General features: G+C 67.7%; 11 protein-coding genes. 3 read left to right on the top strand and 8 right to left on the bottom strand.

Features of this window, described 5'->3' with window-relative positions; all coding sequences use genetic code 11:
• Positions 1-37 precede the first annotated feature (37 nt).
• On the bottom strand, positions 38-2,362 hold the full coding sequence (locus R2K23_RS16340; RefSeq protein WP_316510619.1) for a transketolase-like TK C-terminal-containing protein: 2,325 nt from the start codon (positions 2,360-2,362) through the stop codon (positions 38-40).
• Between the two features lie 94 nt (positions 2,363-2,456).
• On the opposite strand from R2K23_RS16340, the gene R2K23_RS16335 reads away from it, so the two are divergent.
• A complete protein-coding gene (locus R2K23_RS16335) occupies positions 2,457-2,975 on the top strand; it encodes an Lrp/AsnC family transcriptional regulator (protein WP_316510618.1) in 519 nt (172 codons plus the stop codon).
• Between the two features lie 9 nt (positions 2,976-2,984).
• Here R2K23_RS16335 and R2K23_RS16330 read toward each other — a convergent pair whose 3' ends face one another.
• Positions 2,985-3,581, bottom strand: coding sequence for a TetR/AcrR family transcriptional regulator (locus R2K23_RS16330; protein WP_316510617.1), 597 nt, complete (start codon positions 3,579-3,581; stop codon positions 2,985-2,987).
• 107 nt (positions 3,582-3,688) lie between these two features.
• Between R2K23_RS16330 and R2K23_RS16325 the strand changes: the two genes are divergently transcribed.
• The gene (locus tag R2K23_RS16325; RefSeq protein WP_316510616.1) at positions 3,689-4,693 is read left to right on the top strand and encodes a spirocyclase AveC family protein; all 1,005 of its coding nucleotides are present in this window, start codon (positions 3,689-3,691) and stop codon (positions 4,691-4,693) included.
• A 310-nt stretch (positions 4,694-5,003) separates the two neighbouring features.
• Here R2K23_RS16325 and R2K23_RS16320 read toward each other — a convergent pair whose 3' ends face one another.
• The 5 genes from R2K23_RS16320 to R2K23_RS16300 all read right to left on the bottom strand — a co-directional run bounded on the left by R2K23_RS16320 (position 5,004) and on the right by R2K23_RS16300 (position 10,328).
• Positions 5,004-5,819, bottom strand: coding sequence for a cutinase family protein (locus R2K23_RS16320; protein ID WP_316510615.1), 816 nt, complete (start codon positions 5,817-5,819; stop codon positions 5,004-5,006).
• Positions 5,820-5,877: 58 nt separating this feature from the next.
• Positions 5,878-7,176 (bottom strand): NtaA/DmoA family FMN-dependent monooxygenase, encoded by a 1,299-nt coding sequence (locus R2K23_RS16315; protein WP_316510614.1) that lies wholly within the window; start codon positions 7,174-7,176, stop codon positions 5,878-5,880.
• 29 nt (positions 7,177-7,205) lie between these two features.
• Positions 7,206-7,820, bottom strand: a complete 615-nt coding sequence (locus tag R2K23_RS16310; protein WP_316510613.1) for a TetR/AcrR family transcriptional regulator — start codon at positions 7,818-7,820, stop codon at positions 7,206-7,208.
• Positions 7,817-9,643, bottom strand: a complete 1,827-nt coding sequence (locus R2K23_RS16305) for a flavin-containing monooxygenase (RefSeq protein ID WP_316510612.1) — start codon at positions 9,641-9,643, stop codon at positions 7,817-7,819. The genes R2K23_RS16310 and R2K23_RS16305 overlap by 4 nt, the downstream gene beginning before the upstream one ends.
• Before the next feature lie 277 nt (positions 9,644-9,920).
• Positions 9,921-10,328, bottom strand: coding sequence for a hypothetical protein (locus R2K23_RS16300; protein ID WP_316510611.1), 408 nt, complete (start codon positions 10,326-10,328; stop codon positions 9,921-9,923).
• A 341-nt stretch (positions 10,329-10,669) separates the two neighbouring features.
• Between R2K23_RS16300 and R2K23_RS16295 the strand changes: the two genes are divergently transcribed.
• Entirely contained in the window at positions 10,670-12,103 is a 1,434-nt protein-coding gene (locus tag R2K23_RS16295; protein WP_316510610.1) for a DHA2 family efflux MFS transporter permease subunit, read from the top strand.
• 16 nt (positions 12,104-12,119) lie between these two features.
• Here the strand turns inward: R2K23_RS16295 and R2K23_RS16290 are convergent, their stop codons facing one another.
• A complete protein-coding gene (locus tag R2K23_RS16290; RefSeq protein ID WP_316510609.1) occupies positions 12,120-12,881 on the bottom strand; it encodes a hypothetical protein in 762 nt (253 codons plus the stop codon).
• Positions 12,882-12,898 lie beyond the last annotated feature (17 nt).

Raw genomic sequence — 12,898 nt, 5'->3', positions numbered from 1 at the left:
GTGCGGTCCGATCACGGAAGTTCGTTGTGGGAGGGTTCTATTCGGTGATGTCGAGCGCGGCGCGGACGATGCTGTCGGTGTCGATGCCGTGGTAGCGGTACACGTCGCCGAGGTCGCCGGCCTGACCGAACTTGGAGACGCCCAGCGCGGTCAGCGGAACCCGCTGGATGTTGGCCAGGAACGCCAGCGTGTGCGGGTGTCCGTCGAGGACGGTGACGATCGGGGTCGCCCGATCGGCTCCGAAGAGCTGATCGAGGATCCAGGTGTCGGCGGAGCCGCGGCCCTGGCGGGCCTGCCAGGCCTCGAACAGCAACCCCGGGCTGGTCACACAGATGACGTCGGCGGGAATGCCGGCCTGCCCCAACCGGTCGGCCGCCGCGAGCGCCTCGGTGATCGTGGCGCCCATGGCGGCAATGGTGACCCGCGCGGAGTCGTTGCGGCGCAGCGGATATCCGCCCGCGATGACCTGCCGGCGTCGGCGTTCCCGGGCGGCGGGATCCTCCGGCACGGCGGCCAGGGACTGGTCGACGGGCCGCGTCGACAGCCGCAGATAGGCCGAGGTCCCGTCGGGGCGGCCGAGCTTGGCGATGCTGGCCAGCATCGTCCATTCGACGTCGAGGGCGAAGGCCGGTTCGTAGCTGATGCAGCCGGGTTGCTCGAGCCCGATGGACGGGGTCTTGATGGACTGGTGCGCACCCCCCTCGGCGGCCAGGCTGACGCCGGACGGGGTGCCGATGAGGATGGATTGCCCGCCGGCGTAGATGCCGAAAGACCATGGTTCCAGGGCGCGTTCGACGAACGGGTCGTAGACCACACCGATCGGGAACAGCGGTTCATTCCAGCGGCTCCAGGTGGCCCCGAGTTCGCCGATGAGGCCCACGAGGTTGGTTTCGGCGATGCCGAGTTCCATGTGCTGACCGGTCGGGCGTTCATTCCAGTGCATCAGGGTCTGCGCGTCGTCGGCGAACCAGTTGTGCCGCTCGCTGGCCGACCACACCCCGACCTTGTTGACCCAGCCGGCCAGGTTCGTGGTCGAGCTGACGTCGGGGCTCACGGTCACGACCCGTTTGGCCACCTCGGGCGCCTCACGGGTGAGGTCGAGCAGCAGGCGGCCCAGGGCGGCCTGGGTGGTGGAGGTGCCCTTCGGGGTACGGCCGATGTCGGTGGGGACTTCGGGCCTGGTGACGGTGGGCAGCGGCTCGCGGCGCAACCGCGCCGCGGTGGCCGCACACAGCTCGCCCGCCGGGGAGCCGGCGGGGAACCGGGTCCACGGCCGGTCGGTGTCCATGCCGAGTCGCGTTGCCATTTCGGCGTATTCGTCGGTGCTGAGCAGCGCCGAGTGGTTCTGCGGATGTCCCTCGGTGGGCAGCCCGTAGCCCTTGATGGTGTAGGCGAGGATGACGGTGGGGCGCGTGTCGTCGATCTGTTGGTAGGCCTCGGTCAACGCCGCGAGGTCATGACCGCCCAGATTACGGACCGCCGCGGTCAACTCGGCGTCGTCGAGCGTGCCGATCAGCGCGGCGATGTCAGCGCGTCCCGGACCGTCGCCGGGCAGCCGTTGCCGAATCTCGTCGGCGTCGCAGCGCAGCAGGCGTTGATACTCGGGATTTTCCATCTCGAGGATCCGCTCCCGCAGCGCGTCGCCACCTTCGCGGGCGAACAGCTTTTGGAGCAGCCGGCCGAACTTGACGGTGAGCACCTGCCACCCGGCCGCGGCGAACATCGTCTCCAGGCGACGGGCCGCGATGTTGGGCACCACCCGGTCCAGGGATTGGCGGTTCAGGTCCACGATCCAGACCACCTCGCCGAGTTCGGCGATGCCCGGGTCCAGGATGGCCTCCCACACGGCACCTTCGTCGAGCTCGGCGTCGCCCACCAGCGAGTACTGCCGGCCGCTGCCGCCGGAGCCCAACTGGGTGTTGACGTACCGACGTGCCATCGCACCCCACATGGGAGCCGTCGCACCGATACCCACCGACCCGGTCGAATAGTCCACCGGGTCAGGGTCTTTGGAACGGCTCGGGTAGGACTGCAGGCCACCGAATTCGCGCAGGGTGGTCATGTACTTCTCGTCGAGCTCGCCGAGCAGGTAGTTGATGCTGTGCAGCACCGGAGAGGCGTGCGGTTTCACCGACACCCGGTCGCCGGGTTGCAACTGCTGGAACCACAACGAGGTCATGATGGCCACCATCGAGGCGCTCGAGGCCTGATGGCCGCCCACCTTCAGGCCGGACGCGTTGGGCCGCACCCGGTTGGCGTGATGGACCATGGACGTGGACAACCACAACACGCGGTCCGCAATAGTGTCGAGGGCGTCGAGGTCGCTGGTCGCGTTGGCCTCGACCAGGGCGGTGGCGTTCATTGAGTCCTACCGATCGCTTTCGTTGCGCATATAGATCACCTAGAACATCACTGAGGCTATGGTTGGGCAAGTGTGAGGCGCAGTTTTGAGCAGAATGCGCACATCCACGGAGCTCTCGTTGACGGAGGTACGCAAATTGACCAGCCCGGAACGCGCTGTCGACAGCATTGACGCGCGCATCCTGCGCGCCCTCATCGCGGACCCGCGGGCCACCGCCGTCGCCCTGAGTGAGGCAACGGGGTTGGCCCGCAACACCGTTCATTCGCGACTGACCAGGCTCGAATCCGGCGGCGTCCTGCAGTCGGTCGAGCGGCGGGTCGATCCCGCGGCGCTGGGCTACCCGCTGACCGCCTTCATCATGGTGACCGTCACCCAGCGCAAATTGCGCTCCATCGGGGAGGCGCTCGCCGGGGTGTCCGAGGTTCTCGAGGTGCACGGACTCAGCGGGGTCACCGACCTGCTGGTGCACATCGTGGCCCGGGGCGCCGATGACCTGTACCGCGTGGCGGGGCAGATCCTCGATATCGACGGGGTCGAGAAGACGACGACCGGGCTGGTGATGCGCCGCCTGGTCGACTATCGGCTCAGCCCCTTGCTGGAAACCATCGAATAGGTCCCGCGCTCACCCGGCGGCGGTGTCGGTCGTGGCCATCGTCAACGACGTCAGGACGAACCGCTCGATCATGCTGCGCTCGTCGTTGGCCGGGATGTTGCGCCGCAGGATGATCGAGGCGTATACCGTGTGCAGCCAGTCCGCCAGGTCGCTGTTGTCGAGGTCGGTGCGCAGCATGCCCTGCGTGCGCCCGTGGTCGAGCCACGGCCGCCAGAACCGTCCGGCCCGGTCCACGAGTTCGCGTTCCCACAACGCGTCATGCAGTGTCACCGGACTGCCCTCGCCGAGAATCGCGTTGAGTTCCGGGTCGTTGCGCAGGGTTTCGATGATCTCGACGGAGAGATCCACGAAAGCATGTCGGAACGACGTCGACGGTGCGGCGCCGGCCGCGTCGTCGGCTATCTCCGTGATCCGTTCGACGGCGGCCGCGAGCACCAACTCCCGCCGGTCGAAGAACACCTTGTAGACGAGTTGCCGAGAGCATTCGGCCCGCCGGGCGACGGCGCCCATCGTCACCGCGCGCACCCCATCCGCGCGGAACAGTTCCCGCGCCGCCGCCAGGATGCGGTCCCGAATCGCGGCGCGGGAGGACTGGGGGCTGGCCATCGCCGCAGTTTAGCTGCGATCCGGTGGCTCTATTGACAAGCATGCCGCGATGTAGTCATATGACGGCTGTTGATTACAAATCAATCAATTTGTCACCCGGAGGAGCCATGACACAAACGCGACAACCAAAGCCGGCCACAGAAGGGTCGGCCCAACCGCCCGCGCTACCGCGCCTTGGTCGGCAAGGACCGGCGACATTCCTGGCCCTGGTCGGGGTGCTGTGGTTCATCCTGGCCGTCATCGTCGTCGCACGGTGGGTGACCTCAGGGGAGTACTTCCAACCGGCGCCGCACATCGGGCCGGACGTCATGGAGGACTGGCGGCTGATCGCCCTGCGCATCTTCGAGGCGATCAGCCTGGCGGTGCTGGCGGCCTTCATCTGGTACTGCGTGGTCAAACCGCTGCGGACCACCGGAAAGCTCAGTCTCGACGGCAAATTCGTCATCGGCGGCCTCATCTGCTTCGTCGCCGACGGGTTCCTCAACATCAAGGAGTACCTGTTCGCGTGGAACAGCGCGAACGTCAACCGCGGCGTCTGGGTGCAGTTCCTGCCCTTCCACAGCGAGGATGCGCCCACCCGCTACGCCGAGTCCCTGACCTGGGGACCGCCGATGTACGTGTACTTCGCTGCCGGCGTGGCCATCGTGGCCTGCCACGAAGCCAAGCGCGTCCGGCGGCGCTGGCCGAACATCACCAAGTTCCGGCTGTTCGTGTTCATCTTCGCCTTCGAGTTCACCTTCGACTTCGTCCTGGAGAACATCATCATCCGGACCACGCACGCCTACGCGTACGCCAAAACCTATGAGCCGCTGACACTGTGGGCAGGTGAGGTGCATCAGTTCCCGCTCTACGAAGCGTTCCTGGTGGCCTGCGTGGGCTGCGTGTTCACCTGGGCGCGGCTCGAAGCCGAAGAGCGGCCCATCGGGGAATCGCCGATCGAGGTCGGGGCGCACCTGTGGCGGCCCAAGCTGCAACCGCATGTCCGCAACTTCGCGGTCCTCGGGTTCTGCTTCCTGACCCTGGTGTTCCTGTACCACCTGCCGTTCAACTGGTTCGGCCTGATCGGGGATTCCTACGCCGACCTGCCCACCTACCTGTTGCCCGGGTACTGAAACAGCTACTGTGGGACGCAACACTCGACCCCTTGGGCGGGTTCCGCGCCGGCGTCGCGCGGAAGCCCACCCGAGGGGTCGAGGTCAGGCTGCGTCGACAGCCAGGTGGTCACTGTGAGTGCAAGACGAGCACTCGGGGGAGTCGATGTCGAACTGGCCGCAACTCGGGCAAATAAACGGAATCATTGGCACCGCCCTCTATGCTCTGCGGCGCCCCCGTGGCGCCGCGTCGCCTGCCCTTTACCCCGCTCGGGATCGGTTTGAAACCGGTCTTTTTCCAACGCCGGGGGCCAGCGGTCGCGAGCAGGTGCTAGATGAAGCCGCCGTAATAGGGATCAGGCGCCGTCGGAGTCGGCCCGGGGGGCGTTGGGCTGACGGTTCTGGGCTGCCGCGGCCCGGGCCCTCGACCGTATTCGGGCTGTGGGGCATAGGACGGTTGCGAACCGTACCGGGGCGTTCCATGGGTCAGCAGAGCAGCCGCGATGAATGCTGCCGCCCGATCGGTGTACACCGGGATGTACCCCTCGGTGTGCCCGCTCCAGGAGTTGCCCGGGCCGTCGTGACAGATCGGGTCGCTGGGGTGGCACAAGTCGACCGCCTTGGCGGCCAGCGGTGAATCCTGGGTCGGTGTTGCCCCGCCGGTGCGGCCCGCGACGTTGCCGAACGTCGCGACCGCCGCAACATGGTCCATGTACTTACGCGGCAGCGGATCGCCCCAATTGACACCGTCGAAACCGGCCACGATGTTGACCACACTCGCGCCCTGCGAATAGCCGCCCAACACGATCTTGGTGTCGGGGCAGGAGTCCGCGGTCGATTTGATGCGGTCGATGGCGTCCTTGGCGCCCGCGCCGCTGTGCCGCTGGGTGATGGTGGCCTTGTAATCGACTGGGTACGCCCGGATGGGCAAGCCGCCGGTCTGGCGCCGAAGCGAGTTGACCATGGCATCACCGACGCGGCCCATGCCCGCGGGTTCGTCGGTGCCGCGAGCGAACACCACCTCGGCGATCGGGCAGTCGTCGGCGGCGGCCGACGGGGCCACGGGAGCGGTCAGCGGGATTGCAGTGAGGACCAGGGCCGATGCGCCCAACTGGGCCCAACGACGCGCCGCCCGCCGGACAAACATTCCGGGAGTCTACCTGGGGGAAGTCCTCTGCCGATCCGAAGCGACTCTGTTCGCCAGATCAGAACCTTTCGCGCAGCGGCCGGTCGTGCGGGGTGCCCCGGTAGATCCCGCGGTCGATGAGCCGGGGGACCACCTCGTCGATGAACTCCCGGATGGACTGCGCGCCGGCGGAGAACATCAGGTTGAACCCGCCGACGTTGCCGTCGGAGTGCCAGGCCGCGAAGTCGTCGACCAGGTCGTCGTAGGAGCCGACGAACTTGCGGTGCGTGGCGCCGCCGCGGCCCACCGCCTGCGCGACGACGTCGCGGACGGTGACCCCGGGCCGTTCCTGGATCCAGTTGTAGAGCCCCACGTAGTTGCCGAACGTGCTCTTGATGGTCTTCTCGACGTCCTCGGGGCGGGGCAGCAGGTCGACGGGGAACGGTTCGTTGATGTCGCCGGTCGGGATCTCGATGCCGAACTGGCCCAGCGCGAAGGGGGCGATGGGCGCCCAGTCGACGTGGCTGTCCAACTCGTGCAGCTTCTCCTCGGCCTCCTTGGCGGTGCGGCCGAGGTAGGGGATGAGTCCCGGAATGGCCGGCACCGAGCCGGGGCTGCGGCCCTGCTCGGCGAGCGCCTTGTCCAGGGTCTCGCGGTAGACGGCGGCGGTGTCGCGGGTCGAGGAGTTGGTGAACACCATCTCGGCGTGCTTGGCGGCCACGCGGATGCCCGCCCCCGACCCGCCGGCCTGGGCGATCAGCGGCCGGCCCTGCCGGCTGGGCGCGACGTTGAGCGGGCCGGTCACCTGAAACAGGTTGCCGCGGTGGTTGATCGGCGTCGCATAGAACCGGGTCAGGCCGTCGGGGCCGCGACGTAGTTCGCGGTTGTCCCACAGTCCGCGCAGCACCTGCAGGAACTCGTCGGCCCGCGCATAGCGCTCCTCGCGGTCCAGATGCCGCACCAGGTTGTAGTTCAGCGCGAAGTCGTCGATCACCGAGGTGACGGCGTTGTAGCCGGCGCGGCCGTCGGAGGCCTGGTCGAGGGAGGCCAGCAGGCGGGCCAGGTTGTAGGGGTCGTAGAAGGTCGTCGACGCGGTCGCGATGAGCCCAACGTGCTTGGTGTGCTGGGAGATTGCGGTCAGTGCGGTGATGGGCTCGGCGGGGCCGCCGTCGAAGGCCGGCGATCCCTGCAGGCCCGGGATGTCCCCGACGAACAGCGCGGTGAACATCCCCTCGTCGCCGAAGCGACCGTACTCGAGCAGGCGCTCGAAGGTGGTGCGCGCGGCGATCCCGTGCGCCTGCTCGTAGCCGTAGGCCCCCTGGTGCAGGTTGATGTCGTTGGCCACCAGGTTCAGATGCAGATAACGTTGTTCCGACATCGTGCTCCTATCAAGGGTTCTCGGGGAATTCAGCGCATGGTGGCGTGCAGGGCGTCGGTCATCGCCTCGATGGCGGCCTCGCGGTCCAGCGGCCAGCCGTCGACCAGCCACAGGTGCATGAAGGAATCGACCATGGTGTACATCATCGCGATGGCCAGCCGCAGCTGCGCCTCGGTGGCCCCCGGCATGGCGTCGGAGCGCACCCACTCCCGCAGGTCGGCCTCCATGGTGGCCCGGTGCGCCTTCGCGAACTCTGGATCGGCCGCGCGCGCCTGGTGCAGCGCGGTGTACAGCTCCGGTGCCGAGGTGTAGAAGTCCACCACCTTCTCGAAGAAGGACCGGATCGACGGGCGACCGGACTTGCCGCCGCGCGGGGCGTCCTCCTGGGACCACACCGTCATCCGGGTGTTGCGCAGTTCGCGCAGCACCGCGGCCTTGCTGTCGAAATGCAGGTAGAACGTGGCTCGTCCGATGCCGGCGCGCCGGACGATGTCGTCGATGGTCACCGCGACATACCCGCGCTCGGCGAACGCTTCGAGCGCCGCGTCCTGGATGTGTTCTCGGGTCATCAGGCGGTGCCGGTCACGCATCGTCAGCTTCGGTGCGGCAGCGGCCTTTTCGGTGACCTCAGTGGTGTCGGTCACGCAAGGGTCACCCCCTCCAACTGCCCGCTGGCGCGCCAGCGGGCCAGCATGTCGAAGAACTCGACGGGCTTGCCGCCGAAGTTGGTCGACAACATGCCGTGTGGATTCTCCTTGTCGCCCTCGGAACTGAGGTAGCTCGGCGTGCACTCGGCGTAGAAGGCCTTGGGCTTCTCCGAGGACGCCTCCATTTCCGCCAGCCACTGTTCCTCGGCGGCCTTGGTGGCCTCCATGGTGGAGGCGCCGCGCTCGACGAAAGTGCGTACCAGATAGGCGAAGTGGTGGGCCCGCTCCTCGGCGGTGTGGGTGTAGTTGGGGGACACCCCGGATTGGGTGTAACCCAGGAAGAAGCAGTTCGGGAAACCGTGGGTCTGCAGCCCGTGCAACGTCCGCATGCCGTTGGCCCACTTCTGCGACAGCGCCAGGCCGTCGCGGCCGACGATCTCGAAGCCGAGTCGACGGGTGAACTCGGTGCCCACCTCGAACCCGGTGGCGAACACCAGCGCGTCGAGTTCGTATTCGATGCCGTCGACCACCACCGCGGTCTCGGTGAACCGTTCGACGCCGCGGCCGTCGGTGTCGACCAGGGTGACGTTGGGTCGGTTGAAGGTGTCCAGGTACTGATCGTGGTAACCCGGGCGCTTGCAGTTGAGTCGGTACCAAGGCTTCAGGGCCTCAGCGGTTTTTGGGTCCTTCACGGTCGCGTCGATGCGTGCGCGCAGCCGTTCCATGGCGTCCCAGTCGGCGCGGAACAGGAACTCGGTGATCTCCTCGACCGTCATCTCCCGGCCCAGGCGCGCCGTCTCGCGGGCCACCGCGGATTCGGAGAGGGCGAGTGCCTTCTGGGTCCAGCCGTCGTCGGTGAGGTCGAGTTCCATCTCCACGCCGCAGGTGACGCGGGTGAAGTTCTCCATCCGCTGGCGCTGCCAACCGGGCTTGAGGCTCGCCGCCCACTGCGGGTCGGTGGGCCGGTTGCCCCGCTCGGAGACGGTGCTCGGCGTCCGCTGGAACACGTACAGATGCTCGGCGTGCTCGGCCAGGTGCGGAATGCATTGCAGCCCCGTCGATCCCGTGCCAATGACGCCGACGCGCTTGCCGGCCAGCTCGGTCAGCCCGCCGGACTCGTCGCCGCCGGTGTAGGTGAAATCCCAGCGACTGGTGTGGAAGGTGTGGCCGCGGAACTCGTTGATGCCCGGGATTCCGGGCAGTTTCGGGCGGGTCAGCGAGCCCGGCGACACCGCGACCATGGTGGCGGTGAAGCGGTCGCCGCGGTCGGTGCTGATCTGCCAGTGCTTGGCCTGCTCGTCCCACTGCATGCCGGTCACGGTGGTCTGCAGCAGCGCGTTCTCGTACAACCCGTAGTGCTTTGCGCAGTTCTGCAGGTGCTCGCGGATCTCCGGGCCGTGGGCGTAGCGCTCGCTGGGGATGTAGTTGAGCTCTTCGAGCAGCGGCAGGTAGATGTAGGACTCGACGTCGCATTGCACGCCGGGGTAGCGGTTCCAGTACCAGGTGCCGCCGAAGTCGCCGGCGGTGTCGATCATCCGGATGTCGTCGATGCCGGCTTCCTGCAGGCGCGCGGCGGCCAGGATGCTGCCCAGGCCGGCGCCGATGATGGCGACCTGGACGTGGTCGTGCACCGGGTCGCGCTCGACGCGTTCGGTCCACGGGTCATCGGCGTAGTGCGAAAAGTCGGCGGTGACCTCGACGAACTGGTTCACCGCGTCGGGCCGCAGGCGCTTGTCGCGTTCGATCGCGTACTTCGCGCGCACCCATTCGGGGTCATACTCCGCCGGCTTGGGCCCCAGGTCAGTGGCCGTCTGTGGCATCTCGTCGAGCTCCTCGCGGTCCGAAAATTTCGCTGGACGGTGTGTCTACTGAACAGACGGTACAGCATCTAGTCGGACGGAGCATCTACCTATATTGGGAAATCCCGGGTTCGCGGCGGTGAAAAGTCGACAGTGGTTGTCGGGCCGCGAGGCCCAGAAGTGCTGCGGACGACACGCGGCTCACTGGCGTGCCCTCGCGGCACGCTCGCAACTGAGCGAGTTGTGGCTCGGCACCCCTGGGTCGGCAGCCGGAGAAATGCAGTCGAAGAACTAGTTGTCAGTCGGCCCAGACGTGAAACGAACTGGAGCCCTTGGCGCCGCCGTCCGTACTGGTGCAGGTGAACTCGTACCAGTCGGATTCGCCTGGATCCCGTTTGAGCACCAGCGTTGCTGTGTTGCCCTGCAGAACCTGCGCCTGCGCGTCGTCCCACAGGATCTCGAACGTGGCCTCGGCGACGCAGTGGGCGTCGGTGTCGCTGTCGTTGTCGATGGTCAGCCAGGTCTGGCTGCCGGATGCGGTCCAATCACAGTCCAGCGAATGGGATGGTCGTTGGCCGGCGGCAACCAGCCGCAGGTCGCACGAGCCGGTTTGTTCACCACGCGCCCACGCCACCGACGGCTCGGTCAGGACCAAACCTGCCGCGAGGGCGCCGGCCGCAACCAAGGCGAGCGGAACTGCACGCATCCGTTGACCTCCTGAATCGTGGTTAACTTAGGCAGAGTAGCAGGCAGGCTGAGCAATCGGAGGCGTCGCCTACGTCGGCCGGATTCCCTGCGGCTCAACGGCAACAGCCGGCTCCGGGACGCCCAGTACTCCTCGGCGACTCGATTCGGCGGCAAAGAGAGCCGGTGTCGATGGACCGCGATTCCGCGATCACCGCGCCCCGGTCGGTGCCGACCGGTGTCGGTTCGGGGCCGGGCCTCGACCTCGCCGCCCGCGCCGGATAATCAATTCGCTCATCCCACCGCACCCGCCTACTCTGTATAGCCGCGCTAACTAAGCGCCGCGATTCAGTGGAGTGACCGATGAGTACCCGAGCAGACCTGCCGGCGGCGCCGAAGGCCCCGCCGAGCCCAGCCGTCATCATCGGGCTGCTGGTCTTCTCGGCGTTCGTCATGATCCTCAACGAGACGATCATGAGCGTCGCGCTGCCCGTCCTGATCGTGGATCTGGACATCACCGCGCGCACCGGGCAGTGGCTGACCAGCGGCTTCCTGCTGACCATGGCCGTGGTGATCCCGATGTCCGGGTCGCTGTTGCAGCGCTTCCCGGTCCGGGGCATCTTCATGACGTCGATGGGGTTCTTCTGCGCCGGGACGCTGCTCGCCGCGCTGGCCCCCGGCTTCGCGGTCCTGTTGGCGGGCCGAATTGTCCAGGCTTGCGGTACCGCCGTGATGGTGCCGCTGTTGATGACGACGGTGATGAAGCTGATCCCGGCCGAACGCCGCGGCCAGACGATGGGCACCATCTCGATCGTGATCGCCGTCGCGCCGGCGGTGGGGCCGACGCTGTCCGGGTTCATCCTCGGCTCCCTGAACTGGCGCTGGATGTTCTGGATCGTGCTGCCCATCGCGCTGCTGGCGCTGACCGCGGGCCTGTTGTGGCTGCGCGTCGCCGATGACCGGGAAGAGCCCACGCCGATCGACGCGCTCTCGGTGCCGCTGTCGGCGATCGCCTTCGCGGGCTTGGTGTTCGGGCTCTCCGAGCTGGGCAGCCGGGGCGGGCAGGCCGCGGTGCCTGCCTGGGTGCCGATGACGGTTGGCGCGGCGGCCCTGCTGCTTTTCGGCGCGCGTCAGCTGCAACTGCAGCGCCGCGACCGTGCCTTCCTGGATCTGCGTCCGTTCACCTACCGGCGGTTCTCGGTGTCGCTGGGGCTGGTGGTCGTCGGCTTCATGGGTCTGTTCGGCGCGATCATCATGGTGCCGCTCTATGTCCAGGAGGTGTTGGGCAGAAGTGCGTTGGTGGCCGGTCTGGTGAGCCTGCCCGGTGGGGTGCTGATGGGGGTGGCCGGACCGTTGGTCGGGCGGGCCTACGACCGCCACGGCGCGCGAGTGCTCGTGGTGCCGGGATCGATCCTGCTGTTCGTGGCGCTGTGCGGGTACGCGACGATGTCCCAGGGCACGCCGCTGTGGGAACTCGTCGCGGTGCAGACCGTCATGATGCTCGGCCTGTCGATGATGTTCACGCCCCTGATGACCGACGCGCTGGGCGTGCTGCCCGACCGGCTCTACTCGCACGGCAGCGCCATCCTGACCACCCTGCAGCAGGTCGCCGGTGCCGCCGGGACCGCCCTGTTCGTGACGGTCATGGCCCGGGCGTCGGTGTCCGACGGCGCTCCGGACATGCCCGGCGTGCATGCGGCGTTCGTGGTCGCGGCCGCGATCGGCGCGGTGGCCGTGGTCGGGGCGTTCTTCACCGCGTCGCGGCCCTCTCCCGCGGGTGGCACCCCGGTGCACTAGGACGCGATCCGGGCCGCTACGCCGTCAACATTTCCCGCATTCCCGGCGCCAGCACGGGATCGAGGACGTCCCAATCCACCGTGATCGGGTAGTAGTCGCCGAGCACATGGGCCACCGAGATGTAGACGACCAGCCCGTCGTCGTCGGGAACCCAGGCGGCGAGTTGATCGGCGACCGGCGCCGGTGCGGATTGGCCGGCCAGCTTCTCGTCCTCGGCGATCTCGGCGTTGATGCCGTCGACGAGCGCGCTGAACCCGGCGGCGTCGTCGGCGAACAGATCGGTGATCATGATTGGCGCGGCGGTGGCGGTGTCGATCACCGTGGTGGACACCGTGTTGAAGGGGTGCGCCGCCCGGTCCACGTAGATGTTGAGCACCAGCACGCCGGCCACCGCGCGGGTGCCGATGTGCGAGACCGCGCTGCGCTCGTCCTCGGGGAGCACGCCGGGGGCAATGGTCATTGGGGCGTCGTCGTCGGCGGGTTTGAGGTGGTCGTCGAGGGCTGCGCGCATCGCGGCGTTGAATCGGTCGCGCACCTCGGCGTCGCCGCCGCGCAACTGCGGTAGCTCGGCCTGGTAGGTGACCGTTCCCTCGGTGCCGTCGACGGGTTCGACGAATCCCGCGAGCGGCGCGGCATCGGCGCTCGTCGTGGCGCTGGTCGGCGCCGGGTTCCGGGCGGTGTCCGCCCCTTGCTCCTCGGGGGAGCCGCACCCTGCGCCGATCATGGCGAGCACCGCGGCCGCCGCGGCCATCCTGCGGGCTGTCGTCGTCGCACTCATCGGGTGACCTTATCCCC

Source organism: Mycolicibacterium sp. MU0050 (assembly GCF_963378085.1).
In the GTDB taxonomy this organism is placed as follows: Bacteria; Actinomycetota; Actinomycetes; order Mycobacteriales; family Mycobacteriaceae; genus Mycobacterium; species Mycobacterium wendilense.
This window is presented reverse-complemented; position numbering and strand designations above follow the sequence as displayed.

Excerpts from the sequence above, each read along its gene's own strand:
- R2K23_RS16340 (WP_316510619.1), bottom strand. The coding sequence starts at position 2,362 with ATGAACGCCACCGCCCTGGTCGAGGCCAACGCGACCAGCGACCTCGAC.
- R2K23_RS16335 (WP_316510618.1), top strand. The coding sequence starts at position 2,457 with ATGCGCACATCCACGGAGCTCTCGTTGACGGAGGTACGCAAATTGACC.
- R2K23_RS16330 (WP_316510617.1), bottom strand. The coding sequence starts at position 3,581 with ATGGCCAGCCCCCAGTCCTCCCGCGCCGCGATTCGGGACCGCATCCTG.
- R2K23_RS16325 (WP_316510616.1), top strand. The coding sequence starts at position 3,689 with ATGACACAAACGCGACAACCAAAGCCGGCCACAGAAGGGTCGGCCCAA.
- R2K23_RS16320 (WP_316510615.1), bottom strand. The coding sequence starts at position 5,819 with ATGTTTGTCCGGCGGGCGGCGCGTCGTTGGGCCCAGTTGGGCGCATCG.
- R2K23_RS16315 (WP_316510614.1), bottom strand. The coding sequence starts at position 7,176 with ATGTCGGAACAACGTTATCTGCATCTGAACCTGGTGGCCAACGACATC.
- R2K23_RS16305 (WP_316510612.1), bottom strand. The coding sequence starts at position 9,643 with ATGCCACAGACGGCCACTGACCTGGGGCCCAAGCCGGCGGAGTATGAC.
- R2K23_RS16300 (WP_316510611.1), bottom strand. The coding sequence starts at position 10,328 with ATGCGTGCAGTTCCGCTCGCCTTGGTTGCGGCCGGCGCCCTCGCGGCA.
- R2K23_RS16295 (WP_316510610.1), top strand. The coding sequence starts at position 10,670 with ATGAGTACCCGAGCAGACCTGCCGGCGGCGCCGAAGGCCCCGCCGAGC.
- R2K23_RS16290 (WP_316510609.1), bottom strand. The coding sequence starts at position 12,881 with ATGAGTGCGACGACGACAGCCCGCAGGATGGCCGCGGCGGCCGCGGTG.